This is a genomic window from Peribacillus simplex (assembly GCF_001578185.1).
Lineage (GTDB): Bacteria > Bacillota > Bacilli > Bacillales > DSM-1321 > Peribacillus > Peribacillus simplex_A.
In genome coordinates this window covers 2194327-2212950 of sequence record NZ_CP011008.1, presented here as the reverse complement: position 1 = coordinate 2212950, position 18624 = coordinate 2194327, and the positions used below count along the sequence as shown (strand labels likewise).

Below are 18624 nucleotides of genomic sequence, written 5' to 3'. Positions count from 1 at the left end.
CTCTTGATTAGTCTTCACAAGGCGCTGGCTCTATGTTTATTTTGGGAGCAATGTCCTGATATGAAAAACTCTGTATCTTTTTAGCACGTTTGAAGTATTTAAAAAGCCGCTCATTTGGATGGGCATTTTGCGTATACTCCCCGACAATGTCCGTAATCACTTCAACAAGCTGTTCCGGTTCAATGCCTTCAGCAACCAGCTGACCTGGATGGGCCGTTCTTCCAACCGGTTTAGCTCCAAGAAATAAGTCGAACTTCCCTTTTCGGAAGACAATCCCGATATCATCCATCACAGCACTATAACAAGCCATTCCACACCCATTAAAACCGATGTTCAGTTCCTTAGGCATTTTCATTCCGCCGAGCACCCGGTGTATTTCATCCGCAAAAGGAATGGATTCCGCTTTTTCCCCATCACAGAAATCACAGGCTTTTAATGTCAGTACATCTCCAATCGGCGATAACAGAAAGTTTGCTGATTGCAATTTCCCTGTAATGACTTCCGGATCCGTTGTCGGAATCTTTAATACGATCTTATGGTTTGGCGTGTATTCCATCGTTCCCTTTTCCCCGACAACTTCCGCAAGTGTCATCATTTGTTTGGGAGTGAATTGTTTATTCGCCACACCTGGACTGACCGCAAGTTCGAATACCGACTCCATTTTTTGCTGAACAAACGGCTTAATGGATTGCTGAACGGTTTGGCCCTTAACTATAGACAGGGCTTCCATTGCCATTTCAAAAGAAGTCGCCTTCTTTTCTGGTGCTTTTGTAAGTAATCCAACTCCTCCATTAGGCTCGGAGTAGGCTTCTTGCATGGAATCGGCTTCTTGATCTAATGCCCACGGTTCTGCTTCTTTTTGCAGACGCTGATGCGGCTTCAATGTTTGCTTTTCCGAATTCAATGTATATTTCCTCTGATAACCTCTTGGTGTGATGATTTTGTCATCATATAAAAAGGTAGATGAATTACCAATAATGACGGTGGTCAACATTCCAATATCGTGATTCAACATATCTTTCAAATTGGTTATGACAATATCCTGCCGATCGCGATAAGCACTCTTCACCAACCCGACAGGTGTATCCGGTGAACGGTAGCGAAGGAGAATTTTTTGCGTTTCTACAATTTGCCTAGTCCGTCTTCCGCTACGCGGGTTATAAAGTGCAATGACAAAGTCAGCCATTGCAGCAGCTTCGACCCTTTTAGCGATAAGTTCCCAAGGCGTTAAATGATCACTGAGGCTGATGGTACACGAATCGTGCATGACAGGTGCCCCAAGTAATGACGCACAAGAGTTGATTGCAGAAATACCAGGGATGACTTCAATGCCCACTCCAGTATCTTCTTTCCACCCTTTTTCAATCAATACTTCATAAACCAGCCCTGCCATCCCGTACACTCCGGCATCACCACTGGAAATTACAGCCACTTTCTTTCCCAGCTCCGCTTGTTTCACTGCTTCCTGAGCACGTGATACTTCTTCAGTCATTCCCGTACTAATAATCGTTTGATCTGTTAGCAGTCCCTGAATGAGTTCGACATAAGTTTTATAACCAATGATGTAGTCACTTTCTTGAAGGGCTTCGACAGCACGTTTGGTAATGTGTTCAAAATTCCCTGGCCCAAAGCCCACGACGAATAATTTACCGTTAGTACTCATTAAGACATCTCCTTTTACGATTTGTTCTTTGAAATACCCGTATGAGCAGGAAAATCCGGATTAGGGGTCATTTCCCCATCACTGAATTGGTAGATCATCTGTGGTACAAACTCCCCATCATCGATATTACTTACAATCTTCCGACCGTAATCTGGGGTATCCACCCGATACCATCTCCCTTGGGGATACTCAATTACCACGCAGGCGTCCTTACATCTTCCGTTACAGCGTGTCCTGGTAGTATGGATTTTCATATCCAGTCCCTTTGAAGTAATTTCATCGCGAATCGCTTGGGTTACTTCTTCCCCGCCTTTTTTCATGCAACTGCTTCCATTGCAAATCAACAGATGCGTATCAGTACCCTGCAAGTTCCAAGTAGTCATCTTCTTCCTCCTGAGTTCAGGGAAAAGGCAAAATAAAAAACCTTAACATAAGAGTTAAGGTTTTAAAAAAACTATATGAATGAGGAGCCTTCGGCAAATATGCTGAATCTCCCAAAATCGTCATAGTCCTTCTACCTTTCCCTCCGAAAAGTATCATACAATTTCAAAAGCAGGTTTCCTGGCTTACGCTTCATTTTACTTTGTCCCTTCCCGGCATTAAGCCAGTGGTCATCGACAATTTCATCAGCGTTTACAGTAGCGGGGGCTGCATCGGATTTACACCGATTTCCCTATTATCCCTTGATAATTCATACAAGAGCACTTTTAAAATGAAATATTTGGTTTTATTATACATTTCTAGCTAACTTTATCTATCATATAACAACTTTAGCAAAATTCAAAGTTTATTCCGACTGTTTAGAAAAGTTTAATAGGGTAAATCAAGCTCCATGCCTCGCTTCTCTGCGTTATTAGTCCAAAAAAAAAAAAGAGAGTGTAGCTGGAATTATTTCTTTATGATAAACTATACGAGATTTTTCAAAATAATTACATAAGTTTTATGGTGTTGAATTTTCTCGGAAATTCAGCTTAAAAGGGAAGCCGGTGAAAATCCGGAGCGGTCCCGCCACTGTAAAGGGAAGTCCTATTGCCTTAAGGTTAATCCACTGTCAAATGAGATGGGAAGGATGTAATGGGATGATGAACCAAAGCCAGGAGACCTGCCATGAAGCGTGAAACTGTTTCAGCCTACGAGGATGGGTGTGCGGATCAGGCAGAATAGCCCGTGGTTGGTTTATGCTGAGGAATTCCTGTTCATTACGCACTTCTTTCTTTTTTAGAGAAGTGCTTTTTATGTTGGGCGCCGCTTTTCTTCTAAAAGCCTTGACCAGAAAAATTAAAAGTGTTGAAAGGAGAAAGAATGAAAAAAGACAATTGGAAAATTCTTTATTTTGTCATTTTATTGCTTCTTGTACCAAAACGTGCTATGGCCATGCATATTATGGAGGGATTTTTACCGATTGAATGGGCCATATTCTGGTGGGCCATTATCCTTCCATTTTTAATCTTGGGTTACCGGTCGATTAGGTCCAAAGTAAAGGAAAACCCAGAAACAAAAATGATACTCGGCCTATCGGGAGCATTTGTATTCATATTATCGGCCCTGAAGATTCCTTCCGTTACAGGAAGTTCTTCACACCCTACAGGAGTTGGTTTGGGTTCCATATTATTCGGACCATTGGCCATGAGTGTCGTGGGTTCCATCGTACTGTTATTTCAAGCTGTATTACTGGCTCACGGAGGGTTGACGACATTAGGGGCCAATGCATTTTCCATGGCAGTATGCGGACCGTTCATTTCTTACTTTGTCTTCAAGGGCGCAACTAAATTGGGGTGGTCTTTTTCTCTTGCCGTTTTCTTGGCAGCTGCTTTTGGAGATTTAGGAACCTATGTGGTAACTTCCGTTCAACTTGCTCTTGCTTTTCCATCCGAGGTAGGGGGATTCATGGCCTCATTCACTAAGTTTGCAGGGATTTTTGCCCTGACCCAAATTCCCTTGGCAATCAGCGAGGGATTATTGACAGTCGTTGTGATGAATTTCTTAAAAAAATACAATCTAGGCGAATTGAAATTGCTGCGAGTTTTATCTAAGGAGGCCCGGTAATATGAAAAAAAGTTTACTGCTGCTTTTCCTGGTCGTCATTCTTGCAACCATACCGTTAATCACCCAACAAGGAACGGAATTTGGCGGTGCAGATGGCGAAGCTGAAGAAGCCATCACTAAAATCCATCCGGAATATAAGCCATGGTTCAACAGTATTTGGGAGCCGCCAGGTGCAGAAACAGAAAGCTTATTATTTGCGCTTCAAGCTGCAATCGGAGCTGGTTTCATTGGATATTTCATTGGCGTAATGAGACAAAGGAATAAGCAAGCCAAACAAGCCATGCCCGAAGAATCCAAGCATGTTACTCATTGATAAATATGCCTATTTCAATGGGCTAAAGGATGAACATCCGTTGGAAAAAATGATTTTTGCACTCTCCCTTTTGCTTTTTTCCTTAACTGTAAGGGATATGGCCGTTTCGCTCATCACTTTTACGGTGATGAGTGCTTTAATCATTTTTGCGGCAAGAATCCCACTTTCTTATTATCTGAAATTACTCTTACTACCGGGGTTCTTTATATTATCAGGTACAATTACGATCCTTTTTTCTTTTACAAGCAAACCCACTTCAATATCCAATATATGGTGGTCCTGGAAAGCCGGAAACTGGCAAATATTCATCAGCGATGACAGCATTGGTACAGTGATCAATTTAATCACTGTCGTATTTGGCAGTATAAGCTGTTTATATTTCTTAACCTTAACAACACCCATTACCGTCATTCTATCCGTGCTGCGAAAACTTAAAGTGCCATCTTTATTGATCGATTTAATAGAATTGACCTATCGCTTCATCTTTATTTTTTTAGATACAGCTGTGGCCATTCACCTATCACAAGCTTCACGACTTGGATATGGCTCGATAAGGCAAGGCATTCGATCTCTCGGGTTACTAATCTCATCATTATTTTTGGGAGTATTCCAGCGCTCTGCGCAATTGACGATGGCCATGAATGCAAGAGGATATCAGGAGAACCTATCATATATCGATGATACTTACACCTATTCCTCCCGCAATTGGCTGATCGCCATTATCATACTAGGAAGCTTAATCTTTATTTATGGATATATGTAAATTGGAGGCAGTTCAAAAATGGAAGAGCATATTTTTAATATAGAGGGCCTCACCCATCAATTCGCAGATGGAACGTTCGCTATCAAAGATCTTTCACTAACCATTCAACAAGGTAAAAAGATTGCATTATTAGGCAATAATGGAGCCGGCAAATCGACTCTGTTCCTCCATTTAAATGGTCTTTTACAACCAACATCAGGAACTATCAGATATAAGGGCAAGAAAATTAAATATGACCGTAAAGCATTATTATCATTAAGAAAACAAGTCGGGATCGTTTTTCAAGATCCCGATTCTCAGCTTTTTTCCGCTAATGTGCAACAGGATATTTCGTTTGGACCGATGAATTTAGGATGGGAAAGAAACGTAGTCCACGAGAAAGTACAATGGGCGATGGCTCAAACGGAAGTAACGGAATTGAAGGACAGACCCACCCATTTTTTGAGCTTAGGGCAAAAAAAACGTGTCGCCATTGCAGGGGTATTAGCCATGGAACCCGATGTCTGGCTCTTGGACGAGCCTACCGCTGGATTGGATCCTTATTTCTCGCGACAGATCATGTCTCTGCTGGACAGTATTCACCATCCTGACAAAACGATAATTCTATCAACCCATGATGTTAATTTGGCCTATCAATGGGCTGATGAAGTCGTTGTCATGAACGATGGTAAGGTCATATACCAAGGGGACCCTGTATCCGTTTTTCATGATGAAGCCGTTCTGATGAGGGCACACCTGGAGAAGCCGTGGGTTTTTGAAATGTTTCAAGCCCTTCTTCAATCAAGGATACCCGCAGAAAAGGACCTTGTCCCAAGAACGAAGGAAGAGTTACTTCGAAAAATGGAGAGAGAAAGAATTTATTAATTAAATATCCCCTAGCTTATTTCATCATTCAATAAGCTAGGGGTTTAATTCGATATTTACTTAAAATATCAGTCGATAATTCTTGTTCCTAAAAAATAAAAATCACTTCATTTCCTTTCTTCCTCAGTTCCTTCTTTTTTAATCTCAATATCCTTTCCATTTACATCATCAATGACTGCTTTTATCTCGCCTTCCGCGTAAGTATCCGAGACTTGTTCGTGGGTTGTAGCCAATCCCGAAGATACAGCATCCTCCCGTTTATAATCACTGACGTCATATATTCTTCCAGCAATTTCTGAAGATTCATTTTTTGATTGCTTGCTATCCATAGTTTTCCACTCCTAGTTTTCAAATTGTCCAACCATCGATTGACAGCAGTACTAAAGACAAAGGTATTTTGTGTAAAAAACAAAACAATATTCAATCATGAAAGAAAAAAGAGGAAAAAGCCTTATTTTCAATCAATTGATCATACAAAAAAAGCTTACAGTAAAATCCCTTCTCAAGGACTCTACCTATAAGCTTAATTAGAGCTTAGCTCTCCTTATACACATCCACATCATCGGATGGGTCTCCCCAACATTCCACATTCTTCAAACCTTTAATATTGTTCACATGGAAAACAGGATTTTTTCCACTTTTCTTTTGCTTTTGATAATCCGCCAGTGCAGCAAAAGCAATCTTCCCAAGTAAGGCTATGGCGATCAGGTTTATAATGGCCATGAGTGCCATCAGCAAGTCAGCTAGGCCCCAAACAAATTTCAGTGAGGCAAGCGAACCGAATATCACCATCCCTACTACTGCGATACGATAGATGTTTAACCAAACCTTATTTTCATTGATGAAGCCGATGTTCGACTCTCCATAATAATAGTTGCCGACAATGGAACTGAAGGCGAATAACAGTACGATAATGGCAAGGAAAATACCAGCCCAAGACCCCAATGCCGTACCAAGTGCATTTTGGGTAAGGACGATTCCATCCGTTTCTTTCGATGTATATAGACCTGAGAACAAAATGATGAAGGCAGTCGAACTGCAAATGATGAGCGTATCGACAAAAACACCCAGTGACTGAATGAGTCCTTGTTTGACGGGATGACTTACATCTGCCGTCGCTCCAGCATTAGGTGCACTACCCATCCCGGCTTCATTTGAAAATAGGCCACGCTTGATTCCCTGCATCATGGCAGCACCCAGTACTCCGCCAGCCACTTCTTTTATTCCATTAAATGCACTTTCAAAGATCAGAGCAAAAACACCCGGTAACTCGGTAATATTCATGATGATGATAATCAACGCCACTATCACATAGGCTCCTGCCATAATCGGGACGATGACTTCAGATACCTTTGCAATCATTTTGATACCGCCAAAAATGATGACAGCTGTGACGGCAGCTAGAATGAGACCCGTAACCCACTTTTCGATTCCAAAAGATTCATTGAATGCGCTTGAAATCGTATTGGCTTGAACCGAGTTGAAAGCAAGTCCAAATGTAAGCGAAATCAACACAGCGAACGTGATGCCCATCCATCGGGCGTTCAAAGCTTTTTCCATATAATATGCAGGCCCTCCGCGGAATGCATCCCCATCCTTGACCTTATAGATTTGAGCAAGTGTACTTTCAATGAAAGCTGAAGCAGATCCGATCAATGCTATTAACCACATCCAGAAAACGGCTCCTGGGCCGCCCATCGTGATTGCGATGGCAACACCTGCAAGGTTACCCGTTCCTACCCTGGAAGCCGTGCTTATGCAAAATGCCTGAAAGGATGTCACACCCTTTTTTTCCGACGTGGCTCCTTCCCCCAAAAGTCTGAACATTTCCCCAACCATCCTGAATTGGACAAACTTCGTGCGTACGGAAAAATAAAGGCCCAATCCAATCAACATGATGATCAAAATGGATGACCATAACACATCATTTGTCTCACTAATAAATTTTTCTAACATCCCCATTAAAACAATCCCCTCTACTTCACTTTAATTATTATTACAAAAACATATACAGCTATAATTTATTTCCCGGTTCTTCAGGGAGATAAACTAATAAAGCCCATAAAAAAAAGGAAATTCCCGAATGAATCTCCAATACAATAATTATATTATATCCTAACTCACATTTTTTTTCATTCATGAATTGGTGGAATCAAAAGAAAAATATAATATTTCAGTATTCTTCTTTATGATATTAATCTTTCTTCCCCCACTTTATTTTAGTTCATTCCAGACGTCAGCAGAATCCCTTTTTCGTCCAAATCATCCAAAAAACTTTAATATAGCACCAAAAAGCCTCTCACCTTCTGTTCAGGGCTAACGTGCAAGGTTTTTTTGCAAACATCGGCTTCATATCATTTTTCTTAAACCACTCCCAATATAAGAAAAATTCCGTGCTGAAATTTAGTTATCATCTACATCGCAGAAGAGGTTCAATGTATGAAATTCAAAAAAAGTGTAATCGTAAACAATCTAGGTATAATTCTCTTTGTAGGGATTATGTCAAGCCAAGGGATTTAACGAATGATTATCAAATTAGGGAATTGGTTTGCAGTATAATTTGAACATCAACTTTGATTTTCATAGGGAAAAATATGTAATGCCCAATTTTGTATTCAATTCTTAAAAGGATGCGGAAGCTGAATATCCAAATACAAATAATGCCCTTCTCGAATGAGAAAAGCTTTTATTTAAAATATAATACCTCTAAAAATTTTATATTGTAGAAGTTTTTTTACTATTGCACTAATAGTCCACCTGAATAAGAGAACCCCTTTAACTGGTTTAACGAAGATTAAGAACACGATTTCTTAAATTAGAAGTAAGCCAGCTGCAAATAGGATCGAATTCACAAAACCAATTTATATGTTTGCTCCTACTGACTGATATGAACAGCAGTGATAACAGTTCCAATCACTTCCGCTTTATTCATAATCGATATGCTAAGGTTCGTCATTAAATCCTGATTGACTAACCAAGAACCTAAAAAACACCTGCACATCATGTGAATAGGAACGCATGCGACCGCAAAATGACTGATGCTTCAGTAATCTATTGAAGAAAATTCACAAAATTAGACACACCTATTTTATTAAAACGCTTGTTTTTTCTGACTAGCCATAGATCTCTTGTTATATTTATACCGGAAATACCGACTTCCAGCAAAAAACCTTGATCCAATTCCCTGGCCAATGACAACCTTGGCAGAATACTGATTCCAAGTCCAGCTTCGACTGCACTTTTTATCGCTTGTGTACTTCCAATCTCCATGTAGTTTTCTATTTTTTCTAAAATCCCATGCTCCCTTAACATGTTTTCTACGATAAGTCGTGTCCCTGAAATGGATTCACGCCAGATCATCCTTTCATTTCCCAATTCCTCTACCTGGATTTCTTTTCTGTCTCTCCATGTGTGGTCGGGTGGACAAACCAATATCAATTCGTCATCTGCGAACTTTTCTACAATAAAATCGGTGTTATCCACGAGTCCTTCCACCAAGGCCAAATCAATGACATCGTTTGATAAATCCTCCAGAACTCGAGGGGTATTTTTTATCGTTAATGTCACTTTTATTTCAGGCTGCTGTTTTTTAAATCTCCCCAGCAAGCTTGGCAATAAATACTCGCCGATAGTCAGGGATGCACCTACTATGAGGTTTAAATTGTACTCGCCCACTGATTGCTGAATCACTTCTTTTGAATGGTTGAAGTCATTCACCATAGCTTTTGCAAAAGGGTATAACAACTTTCCTGCTTCTGTCACCCTTAGCCTCCCTTCCTCACGGTCAAATAACAAAGTGTTATAAAAATTTTCCAATTGGTGAATCTGTCTTGTTACCGCCGGTTGAGATAAGAAACTTAACCTCGCTGCCTGGCTTATGCTTCCTTCATCCACCACTAAACAAAACACTTTTAGATTTTCTAATTTCAAGACGCCGACCTCCATGTCTATAAATAGTTTAATAAAATGATAGCATCATATAGGTAAATGGTGAAATGGAAAAACAACGCTATTTTCCTTGAACAGGTGATTCTATTCAATTCTATAAAACGGATAAATCTTCTGGGTATAACGTTTTGTTATACCCGATGATTTTGTTGCAATTTACCCATTCCTTTTTCTTTGATATGTTAATAATAAGATTTATATAGAGCAGCATAGGAAGGGACTGATGACAATGAAAGGACAATGGAAAACACTGCTCCAATTATTTTGGACCTTTTTTAAAATAGCACCTGTCACATTCGGAGGCGGGTTTGCGATGATCCCTTTAATCGAAAAAGAAGTAGTGGAGAAGAGAAAATGGCTGAAAAGCGAAGAAGTTACGGATGTTTTTGCATTATCTCAGTCTGTACCGGGAGCTGTCGCCGTTAACTCCGCCACCTTTATCGGCCATCGAATTGCCGGAATGAAGGGCGCAATGGCGGCTATGATCGGTGTTACACTTCCTACCTTTTTAATTGTACTGCTCCTCGGCATTTTGTATTTTTTCATTCAGGATAATCCAAAGATAGAATCCGCATTCATATCGATTAGAGCTTCCATAGTTGCCATCATCGCCTATGCGGCTATCAAGATAGGAAAAACGGCTATTGTTGACAAATCAACATTAGGTATATTAATAGTGGGGATCCCAATCCTTTTTTTCATTCACCCTGTTTTAGCTATATTAGCAGGCGCGATAGCAGGTGTTGTGACCATCTCTATTAAGAGGAAATTAGGTTACAAAATCAACATGGACCGAAAAGAAAGGAAAGAAGAAGAGAATGATTTCGAATATTTCATGGGTGCAGGCATATAGGTCCATGAATGGTGGGTGATATTTCCTTGTTATCGGTTTAAACTAATTTTCAAGAAAGCGTGGGATAAAGGATGATGGAATTGTGGGAGTTGTTTAGCACCTTCTTTATTATCGGATTTGTATCGTTTGGAGGGGGATACGCCATGATTCCCGTAATAGGATCTGAAGTCTCACAGCATGGTTGGATGACGACGCAACAATTTACCGATGTAATCGCCATTTCCGGCATGTCCCCAGGTCCTATCACCACCAATAGTGCCATTCTCGTTGGCTATTCGACTGCTGGATTAGCAGGAGCCATATCATCTGCTCTCGGAATCCTGCTTCCTGCAATTATAGTCATAATCGTTATAGCCACCTTCTTCAGCAAATTGAATCATTATCCAATTATTCAATCGATGTTTTATGGACTAAGACCCATTGTCACTAGTTTAATCCTTTTTGCAGCGATAAGTTTTGCCAGTTCCAATCATATGATAGCCATGAACTTTTCATGGCATACGATAAGCTTATTACTTGTTTTTGGATTATCATTATTTGCCTTATTGAAATTACGATGGCATCCAGCTTATGTCCTTATTCTTTCTGGATTAGTTGGTGTTGTTTTCTATTCATAACGACTCATTTTTCCGTTCAACACACTTCCATGTAATCTCTAAATCTTGGACATACTGAAAATTTGACTGATCGGTATGGAAACGAAATATTTGTTCAAGTGAAACATTATCAAACAGACATATTTTTTAAAATGGTGCGATGGTAGAATCTGAGTTTCGTGATTTTGTGGAAATGAAGGAGGAACGTGGATTTTCCGCCGTTCATCAATATGGACCTGAATTAGGCAGTTATTTTGATGATGGGCAAAAGTTGGTTCCATAAATTAAAGAAATATCAAGCAGGAGAATTCGAATTTATAGTTCAGATGTGGAGCGACTTTGTTACTTTCTAAACATTGATTGAATAGGCTACCTACACTTAGTTGGACAGAATTTTTAAGGGCAAGTAGACTACAGATACTACATTTGAGGAGAATCTACATGGCCAAAAGAGAACGCCGAACATTTACCGAAGTGTTCAAACAACAGATGGTGCAGCTGTACCAAAATGGGAAGTTAAGAAAAGATTATCTGACTCCTTCTTCTTTAGATAAGTGGGTGGGTCAGAGTCAGAACTCGGGTTCTTTTAAGGAAAAAGACAATCTAACCGAAGAACAAAAGGAACTCATGGAACTCCGAAAGCGAAATAAGCAACTCGAAATGGAAAATGACATGTTAAAGTAAGCCGCGCTGATAATAGGACGAAAGTAAATGTGATTAAGAATAATCAGTATAAATACTCGATATCAGCAATGTGTAACCGTTACTCCTTTTTGCTTTTAAGAAGATTTTTCCATATCCTTTCATCAGCAGACATATGGACCGTTACTTTAAAACCTAACTTGGCACTAATGATACCTATACTTAATCCTAGGTTGCCTGTAGAACCTACTGCAATTGAGTATTGTGAAAAGAAGTTTCTAAATTTTTCACTATCAAAGATCGAATAATCATCATCTACCGTCAATAAACCATGTTTAAGAGCTAATACTTCTGCGTGTTTCAACACTTCGTAAATGCCCCCGCGTGCTTTAATGGAACCTGAAATGGGAAGGTGGCTGTCACATTTCAACAAAAATGTCCTTCTAATGGATGCTCATACATGTGTGATAACTGTTGATGCATCGCCTGGATGGGTACAATAGGAGATTCAATGATTCCGTTTAGTTTTCTTGTTTCAGGAAAAACTTTAGCAATGTAAAGAGCAAAACGCTGTAGCCTTTCCTCGGCATCTTTTACATCTTTCTCATTAAGTGGCCGCTTTTTAAGTACCTTTTGAAATGGTTCATATTTAGGATTTGGCCAAAATACATCCTTTGTAGCAACTAACTCGTTTATTAAAGGATATTCTTTTATCCAATCTTGAATTGTTTTCATCACTCTTCTCTTCCATAGGTATCGTACCTTTTTCCTTTATCTACTTATTGCCATTTAAAACCCTGACCTTAATGTCCAGAAGTCATTTTAATACCTACAGCCCCTGCAATAATACACATAATAAATAGGGTTAATCTTAAACTTTTAGGTTCATTAAAGAAGATCATTCCTGCTAAAACACTTCCAACAGAGCCGATACTGGTCCATATTGCATAGGCAGTCCCCACTGGAATAGAAGTTAATGACAAAGAAAGAAAATAAAAGCTTAAACTCCCCAAAAAAAGACACGCTACAGAGGGAAGTAATTTTTTAAACCCGTCTGCACGTTTCAGGCTTATAACACTACCAATCTCGGCAAATCCGGCAATAAGAAGAAAAAACCAAGCCATTGAATCATCCCCTAACCATGTATAAATCATATAATTCCTTTAATGTTTAGGTTGTGCTGGATTGGTTTTTATTCCAATTATACCCAATATCATTAAAGCCATAAAAAATACTTTTAGTGGATTAATGGTCTCTCCCAAAAAAAGCATCCCAATTACTACTGTTCCCACCGTTCCCAATCCAGTAAAAACGGCGTAACCAGTTCCTAAGGGAATGGAATGTAAAGCTTTTGAAAGTAAAAAGAAACTATAGATTATAATAACTACCGTTACTATACTAGGTATAATTTTGGTGAATCCGTGAGAATATTTAAGACCGATCACCCAGACGATTTCCAAAAGTCCTGCCATTATGATATATATCCATGCCATTTTATCGCTCGCTCCTTCGGCATTGACACTTATTTTTGAACCACGAAGTTCTCCATATATCGATAAATCGCATAAGCTACCCCGTTCTCATCATTTTTCATGGTTGTCGTTGTACAAACAGCTTTTATGGCATCTTTCGCATTTCCCATCGCTACGCTGTATCCAACTTTCTGGAACATGGATAAATCATTGTTGCTGTCCCCGATTGCCATAGCCTGATCTAAGGAGCCATTCATCAAAAAAGCCAATTTTTCAAGGGCCATTCCTTTTGAAGCTCTTTTACTAGTAATTTCAATGTTATGATCAGCAGATGAAACAACCATCAACTCATCAAACTGTTTGAATTGGTTCCATGCTTCCTCTAATTTCTTTTTATCAAAAGAACATGCTAATACGTTATAGAATTCTTCCTCCTGTTTTAAGATATCATGATAGTTTTCAACTAAAACATATCCAAACTGGTCAAATTGCCTTTCCGCTACTTCAACTAATTCTTTCATATCTGTATTCAAATCGGCGCTTTTCAAACTTTTAATCTCATTATGGAAATGTTCTCTTCCCTTTTTAAGAGTATAAATGGCTTTATCAGTAAACACTTCGTAATAATAATTACGTTCATCTAACCATTGGAGAATAGATTCGACACGATCTTTAGTTATCGTAATAGAAGAAATGCACTTTCCGCTTTTGGAATGAATGGTTGCGCCATTTGTCCCGATTACAAATGGGGAAATCCCGGCTTTTTCACAAATTGTTTGAACATCAAAATAAGCCCGCCCTGTTGAAATAACTACTTCAAAGCCTCTATCTTGGGCATATTGAATCGCCTTTATATTTTCATCACTAATTTCATTCTGGTCGTTTAATAATGTTCCGTCTAAATCTATCGCAATGAAACTCATGCTATATAGCCCCTTTTCTCATTCAATCTATTAAAATTCTCTTTCTAGCTTTGATACCTGCTCTCAATAAAAATCCAATCAAAAAAGAGAGAGAACTCCCTCATCCATCTCGATATGTCCTTTTATGGATTGACTATGCTTGAATCCAATTGATCTCCTCTAATTTTGAATGATTTCTCCATTCCTCTGGAAATGGTTGCTCACAGACAATCACATCGACTTTTTCTAGAGGACAAACTTTACTAAATGTGTCGACACCAATTTTAGAGTAATCCGTTAGCAATATAACTTGCTTTGATACCTCGACCATCTTGCGTGAAACTAATGTTTCATGTAAATGATAATTACTAACCCCATTTTGAATAGAAACACCACCAGCTGAAATGAACGCTTTATCAATATTAAATTGATTTAACATTTGTTCAGTGAGACCGCCGCTTATAGATTGATGCTTTGGATCAATTTGTCCGCCTAGTAATAGAATTTGTCCTGTAAACTTATTTTCATTGAGCAATTCGGTTAACATAGACGACACAGGAAGAGAATTGGTTAAAATCGTAATGTCTACTTTATTTTCGATACACTGCGCAAATTCAAGCATGGTTGTCCCTACATCAATGGCAATCACATCTCCGTTAGAAATGAGTTCTACTGCTTTTTTCCCAACCTTAATTTTTGCTTCTTGATTCACCGTTGTACGCTGTTTAAATGGAGGCTCCTCAAATTCAAAGACTGTTTTAATCGCTCCACCGTAAACCCTCTTTAAAAGCCCTTTTTCCTCTAATATCATCAAATCGCGTCGAATCGTTTCCTCTGAAACATTAAATTGATCAACTAATTCCATTACTTTAACTTTTCCCATTTTGTTAAGTTCTTTTAAAATTTCATTCTTTCTTTCTTCTGGCAAAACAGACATATTCCTTCCCCCGTAATCATTAATAATTTATAAAATAATGCATTCTTTCTTCGGTACAACAATATTAACGCGTGCTCCTTGTTCAAACATTTTTCCTCGGTGGTGAAGATAGTCTACAAGGAAAGCGGACTCATCTGTTTCTACTTCATATCTTAAAACATTCCCTGTCATGGAAACATCTTTAATAAACCCTTTAATTCCCCAGTTCTCTTGTAAATCCAAGCTATCCTCACCAGCAGAAACTAATTGTAAAACTTCAGGACGAATCGCGACTTCATTCCCTTTTAATTCTGTGCTGCGAACAAGTTTATGGAAAACTTCCATATTACAAACATTATAATTTCCGATAAATTTTGCAACAAATGTATTGGCTGGAGAAGTATAAATTTCTGATGGAGAACCGGATTGTACAACTTTTCCTTTATTCATGACAAAAATTCGGTCAGACATCGTCATTGCTTCTTCCTGATCATGCGTAACAAAAATAGTTGTAATATCTAATTCTTTCTGTATTCTCTTTAATTCTTTTTGCAAACTTTTTCTAATTTTAGCATCCAATGCGCTTAACGGCTCATCCAAAAGCAGTACTTTCGGCTCCATGACAAGCGCACGGGCAAGAGCAACCCTCTGCTGTTGTCCACCAGATAATTGATGAGGATACGACTCTTCTTTTCCTATTAAATCAACCATATCAATCATATTTTTCACTTTTGTTTTAATATTTTTTACCTTCTTCATTTTAAGGCCGTACGCGATATTGTCAAAAACGCTCATATTTGGGAAAAGCGCATAAGACTGAAATACCATACCGACTTCACGCTGACGCGGTGATAAATTAGTAATATCTTTTCCATCAATTAAGATTCTTCCTACATCAACACCTTCAAGCCCCGCAATGGAACGTAATAATGTACTTTTCCCGCATCCGCTTTGCCCAAGAAGTGTAGCAAATTCTCCTTTTTTTAATGTTAAAGAAATGTCATTTAGAACGACTTGATTTTCATACCCCTTAGTCACTTGATCGATGGTTACATAGCTCATTACTTTTCACCTTCTATAGCAGTATTTTTATTACAGTGTTGTTTTTTTAAAAATGAAGGAATTCGCTTCTTATTTGACACGACAGGATTTTTTTCGTTTCTAAACGTAAGTTTTAATACAATCCCCGTTAAAAGTAAAATCATTGAATAATAAGTAATAACAATTGCACTTGTTAAGTGACCACTGCTGTTTAGTTTATCGGCAAGATAAATTTGAATGGTTTCAAATCGGCCCCCGACAAGCAAATTGGCAAAAGCAAACTCACTAAATAAAAGAGCGACTGATAATAAGGTAGACACTAAAATACCAGATACAATATTTGGAAACACCACTGTGCGAAACGACTGGAATTTGGTAGCACCCAGTAATTCAGCTGCATCAACAAGCTGCACAGCATTAATCGTACGAAGGCTGCTACGAATACCTTGATACATAAATGGCAGAATCGTTATGAAATAGGCACCGATTAAAATCCAAGGTGTTCCGGCAATTTGAATCGGTCCATCTGAATATACCTTGATTAATCCGACAGCTCCAACAATGGGAGGAATTCCATAAGGAAGCATAGCTGCTGCTTGAAGTAACCCTTCCCATTTACTGAAATATACCGTGATGATAAAGATAGTCGGAAGCATAATAACAACACTAAGACCTACAGACATGACAATTAAAAACAGCGTTCGTCGAAAAGCATCATAAAACCGTTCATCTTGAAATAATTCAATATACCAATCCATTGTATAACTCTCAGGTAAAATGGTATGATCCCATTTACCGGCAACCGAGAATAAAAAGGTTCCTACAAGCGGAATTAATAAATATATAACTAGTAACCCAACAATCACTTTATGAAAAGTCAATGAAGATTTCATCGTAAATCCCTCCTAATGCGGCGCATCATTCGTTCATTGAACCACATCGCCCCTATCATTGTCGCTGCTAGAAGAACTCCCATCGCACTACCTAGCTGCGGCTTTAATGCAACGTCACTAGCAACTAGAGAGGCAATTTGCAATGACAATAAGTTATAGTTGCTGCCTACTAATGCATAGGCAGTAGCGTAAGCTCCCATCGAATTAGCAAACAAAATGCTGAATGTACCTACAATACTAGGTAAAAGAACTGGAATCCCAATGTGAAGCCAAAATGATAATGTTGATCCTCCTAATAATGAAGAAGCTTCTTTCCATTGTTTCTTAATTCCTTGATAAGACGGGTAGATGAGCATAATAGCAAGCGGAATTTGAAAATATATATAAACAAGAATGAGGCCTGTCCATGAATATAAATTAAAATCCGCAAACACATCCCCACCAATCTTTGAAAAAAGCAACGTAAACAACCCATTGTTTCCAAGTAAAATAATAAATGAAAATGAAAGGGGAATACCCTCAAAGTTCGACGTCATATTGGCAATCATCAGCAGGCGATTTTGTATTTTTTGTGAGAACTTTGTAATCGAATAGGCTGCAATGACAGCTATAAACACAGAAGTTACGGCAGAAAACAAGGAAATGACAATGCTATTTTGAATACCTTGTAAGTAAAACTTACTTTTAAATATGGTGATATATTGATCAATCGTAACTTGAATTCCATCGTCTGCATAAAAACTGTCTTTAATCATTGCCACTAATGGTCCTATTTCAAATCCAATCACAAACATAATAAATGGCAATAAAAGAGCTAATAAGTAAATTTTTTGTTTTTTTATTTTTCGCAAGACTTCTCGCTCCTCTTTGTTCTCTAACAATTTGGGAAAATTCAGGAATTGGTTTAACAGTCCGTTCGTTAAACCAATTCCCGTCAACCTTCATTCTTCATTTTAATGTTGAATAGTGTATCTTTTTTAAAGGGTATTTTTTCCTTTCAAACCTGGAAATTGATATGAAATCATTTTATTGGACGGCTCAATATTTAAAAGTTCACAAACGAGCGGTGCAAAAGCTAATTGAAGAACTACTTCACTGTAAACACCAGGTTCAACTTTTGGACTCATGATAGAGAGCGGTACATCACGCTCACCATCAGTTATGCCGCCATGGTTACCATATTCACTCATGCCATGATCATATGTAATTAAAATGTGGTAACCTTCTTTGATCCAAATTGGCAAAAGTTGTACCAATAAGCTTCCCATTTTTAAGATTTGTTCACGATATTCTTTCGATTCCGAACCGAAAATTTCTCCTTTTACATCTACACCTAGCGGATGAATATATAAAAAGTGTGGGTCATACTTTCTGCGCAAAGCTTCTGCATCCATTAACACATGGCTGTCTGGAAAGTCATCATCCCAATAAAATTTTCCATATTGAATTGGCTTAGACTCACCCTCTTGCTCACGATCTTCAATAAAATGGAATGGCGCGCGATTATAAAGTTCGCTTACCCAGTTATAAGATACCGTTCCGTTTCTTAAGCCGTTTTCTTTCGTAAGATGAAAGATACTTTTCTCAGTAGATAAGCGAACGGCTTGATTGGACGTAATTCCGTTCACTGATGCCGGTGTACCCGTTAGTAACACTTCAAATAATGGATGGGAAAGACTTGGGAGCTCCGACTTTACTTTGTAAAGTGCTGC

19 protein-coding genes, 2 pseudogenes and 2 riboswitches are annotated in these 18624 nt (G+C 38.6%); of the genes and pseudogenes, 7 read left to right on the top strand and 14 right to left on the bottom strand.

Annotation, left to right across the window (positions count from 1 at the left end; all coding sequences use genetic code 11):
- Positions 1 to 7 precede the first annotated feature (7 nt).
- Positions 8 to 1663 (bottom strand): precorrin-3B C(17)-methyltransferase, encoded by a 1656-nt coding sequence (cobJ, locus tag UP17_RS10380; protein ID WP_061462941.1) that lies wholly within the window; start codon positions 1661 to 1663, stop codon positions 8 to 10.
- A gap of 14 nt (positions 1664 to 1677) precedes the next feature.
- The gene (locus UP17_RS10375; RefSeq protein ID WP_061462940.1) at positions 1678 to 2046 is read right to left on the bottom strand and encodes a (2Fe-2S) ferredoxin domain-containing protein; all 369 of its coding nucleotides are present in this window, start codon (positions 2044 to 2046) and stop codon (positions 1678 to 1680) included.
- 151 nt (positions 2047 to 2197) lie between these two features.
- A riboswitch (cobalamin riboswitch) is annotated at positions 2198 to 2387 on the bottom strand.
- A gap of 202 nt (positions 2388 to 2589) precedes the next feature.
- Positions 2590 to 2787, top strand: a riboswitch (cobalamin riboswitch).
- A 178-nt stretch (positions 2788 to 2965) separates the two neighbouring features.
- On the opposite strand from UP17_RS10375, the gene UP17_RS10370 reads away from it, so the two are divergent.
- Genes UP17_RS10370 through UP17_RS10355 form a run of 4 tightly spaced genes read left to right on the top strand, consistent with a single transcriptional unit; the run spans position 2966 to position 5649 of the window.
- Positions 2966 to 3709: an energy-coupling factor ABC transporter permease gene (locus UP17_RS10370; protein ID WP_061462939.1), complete on the top strand. Its 744-nt coding sequence runs from the start codon at positions 2966 to 2968 to the stop codon at positions 3707 to 3709.
- Position 3710: 1 nt separating this feature from the next.
- Positions 3711 to 4022 (top strand): energy-coupling factor ABC transporter substrate-binding protein, encoded by a 312-nt coding sequence (locus UP17_RS10365; protein WP_061462938.1) that lies wholly within the window; start codon positions 3711 to 3713, stop codon positions 4020 to 4022.
- Positions 4023 to 4062: 40 nt separating this feature from the next.
- Complete coding sequence (gene cbiQ, locus UP17_RS10360) at positions 4063 to 4785, top strand: cobalt ECF transporter T component CbiQ (RefSeq protein ID WP_284149570.1); 723 nt, start codon at positions 4063 to 4065, stop codon at positions 4783 to 4785.
- 18 nt (positions 4786 to 4803) lie between these two features.
- Complete coding sequence (locus tag UP17_RS10355; protein WP_061462936.1) at positions 4804 to 5649, top strand: energy-coupling factor ABC transporter ATP-binding protein; 846 nt, start codon at positions 4804 to 4806, stop codon at positions 5647 to 5649.
- A 107-nt stretch (positions 5650 to 5756) separates the two neighbouring features.
- Here UP17_RS10355 and UP17_RS10350 read toward each other — a convergent pair whose 3' ends face one another.
- The 3 genes from UP17_RS10350 to UP17_RS10340 form a co-directional block, all read right to left on the bottom strand.
- A complete protein-coding gene (locus tag UP17_RS10350) occupies positions 5757 to 5978 on the bottom strand; it encodes a YozQ family protein (RefSeq protein WP_061462935.1) in 222 nt (73 codons plus the stop codon).
- A gap of 205 nt (positions 5979 to 6183) precedes the next feature.
- Positions 6184 to 7611 carry an alanine/glycine:cation symporter family protein gene (locus tag UP17_RS10345; protein ID WP_061462934.1) on the bottom strand — a complete coding sequence of 476 codons (1428 nt, stop codon included), beginning with the start codon at positions 7609 to 7611 and terminating at the stop codon, positions 6184 to 6186.
- A 1089-nt stretch (positions 7612 to 8700) separates the two neighbouring features.
- Entirely contained in the window at positions 8701 to 9579 is an 879-nt protein-coding gene (locus UP17_RS10340; protein WP_061462933.1) for a LysR family transcriptional regulator, read from the bottom strand.
- 241 nt (positions 9580 to 9820) lie between these two features.
- On the opposite strand from UP17_RS10340, the gene UP17_RS10335 reads away from it, so the two are divergent.
- The 3 genes and pseudogenes from UP17_RS10335 to UP17_RS10325 form a co-directional block, all read left to right on the top strand.
- On the top strand, positions 9821 to 10450 hold the full coding sequence (locus UP17_RS10335; protein WP_250211789.1) for a chromate transporter: 630 nt from the start codon (positions 9821 to 9823) through the stop codon (positions 10448 to 10450).
- Positions 10451 to 10521: 71 nt separating this feature from the next.
- Positions 10522 to 11067 carry a chromate transporter gene (locus UP17_RS10330; protein ID WP_349817596.1) on the top strand — a complete coding sequence of 182 codons (546 nt, stop codon included), beginning with the start codon at positions 10522 to 10524 and terminating at the stop codon, positions 11065 to 11067.
- A 420-nt stretch (positions 11068 to 11487) separates the two neighbouring features.
- A pseudogene (locus UP17_RS10325) lies at positions 11488 to 11804 on the top strand (transposase); the annotation flags it as partial.
- 14 nt (positions 11805 to 11818) lie between these two features.
- On the opposite strand, the pseudogene UP17_RS26370 reads toward UP17_RS10325, so the two are convergent.
- From UP17_RS26370 to UP17_RS10275, 9 genes and pseudogenes are all read right to left on the bottom strand, one after another.
- Positions 11819 to 12423: pseudogene (locus UP17_RS26370) on the bottom strand (D-serine ammonia-lyase); the annotation flags it as partial.
- Between the two features lie 68 nt (positions 12424 to 12491).
- On the bottom strand, positions 12492 to 12812 hold the full coding sequence (locus UP17_RS10310; protein ID WP_061462928.1) for a DMT family transporter: 321 nt from the start codon (positions 12810 to 12812) through the stop codon (positions 12492 to 12494).
- A 39-nt stretch (positions 12813 to 12851) separates the two neighbouring features.
- Positions 12852 to 13181 carry a DMT family transporter gene (locus UP17_RS10305; protein WP_061462927.1) on the bottom strand — a complete coding sequence of 110 codons (330 nt, stop codon included), beginning with the start codon at positions 13179 to 13181 and terminating at the stop codon, positions 12852 to 12854.
- Between the two features lie 29 nt (positions 13182 to 13210).
- Positions 13211 to 14083, bottom strand: coding sequence for a Cof-type HAD-IIB family hydrolase (locus UP17_RS10300; protein WP_061462926.1), 873 nt, complete (start codon positions 14081 to 14083; stop codon positions 13211 to 13213).
- 133 nt (positions 14084 to 14216) lie between these two features.
- Entirely contained in the window at positions 14217 to 14999 is a 783-nt protein-coding gene (locus UP17_RS10295; RefSeq protein WP_061462925.1) for a DeoR/GlpR family DNA-binding transcription regulator, read from the bottom strand.
- A gap of 27 nt (positions 15000 to 15026) precedes the next feature.
- Positions 15027 to 16040 carry an ABC transporter ATP-binding protein gene (locus UP17_RS10290; protein ID WP_061462924.1) on the bottom strand — a complete coding sequence of 338 codons (1014 nt, stop codon included), beginning with the start codon at positions 16038 to 16040 and terminating at the stop codon, positions 15027 to 15029.
- A complete protein-coding gene (locus UP17_RS10285; protein WP_061462923.1) occupies positions 16040 to 16912 on the bottom strand; it encodes an ABC transporter permease in 873 nt (290 codons plus the stop codon). Before UP17_RS10285 ends, UP17_RS10290 begins: the two co-directional genes overlap by 1 nt.
- A complete protein-coding gene (locus UP17_RS10280; RefSeq protein WP_061466054.1) occupies positions 16909 to 17763 on the bottom strand; it encodes an ABC transporter permease in 855 nt (284 codons plus the stop codon). Before UP17_RS10280 ends, UP17_RS10285 begins: the two co-directional genes overlap by 4 nt.
- A 126-nt stretch (positions 17764 to 17889) precedes the next feature.
- The gene (locus UP17_RS10275; protein ID WP_349817595.1) at positions 17890 to 18567 is read right to left on the bottom strand and encodes an alkaline phosphatase family protein; all 678 of its coding nucleotides are present in this window, start codon (positions 18565 to 18567) and stop codon (positions 17890 to 17892) included.
- Between the last annotated feature and the right edge of the window lie 57 nt (positions 18568 to 18624).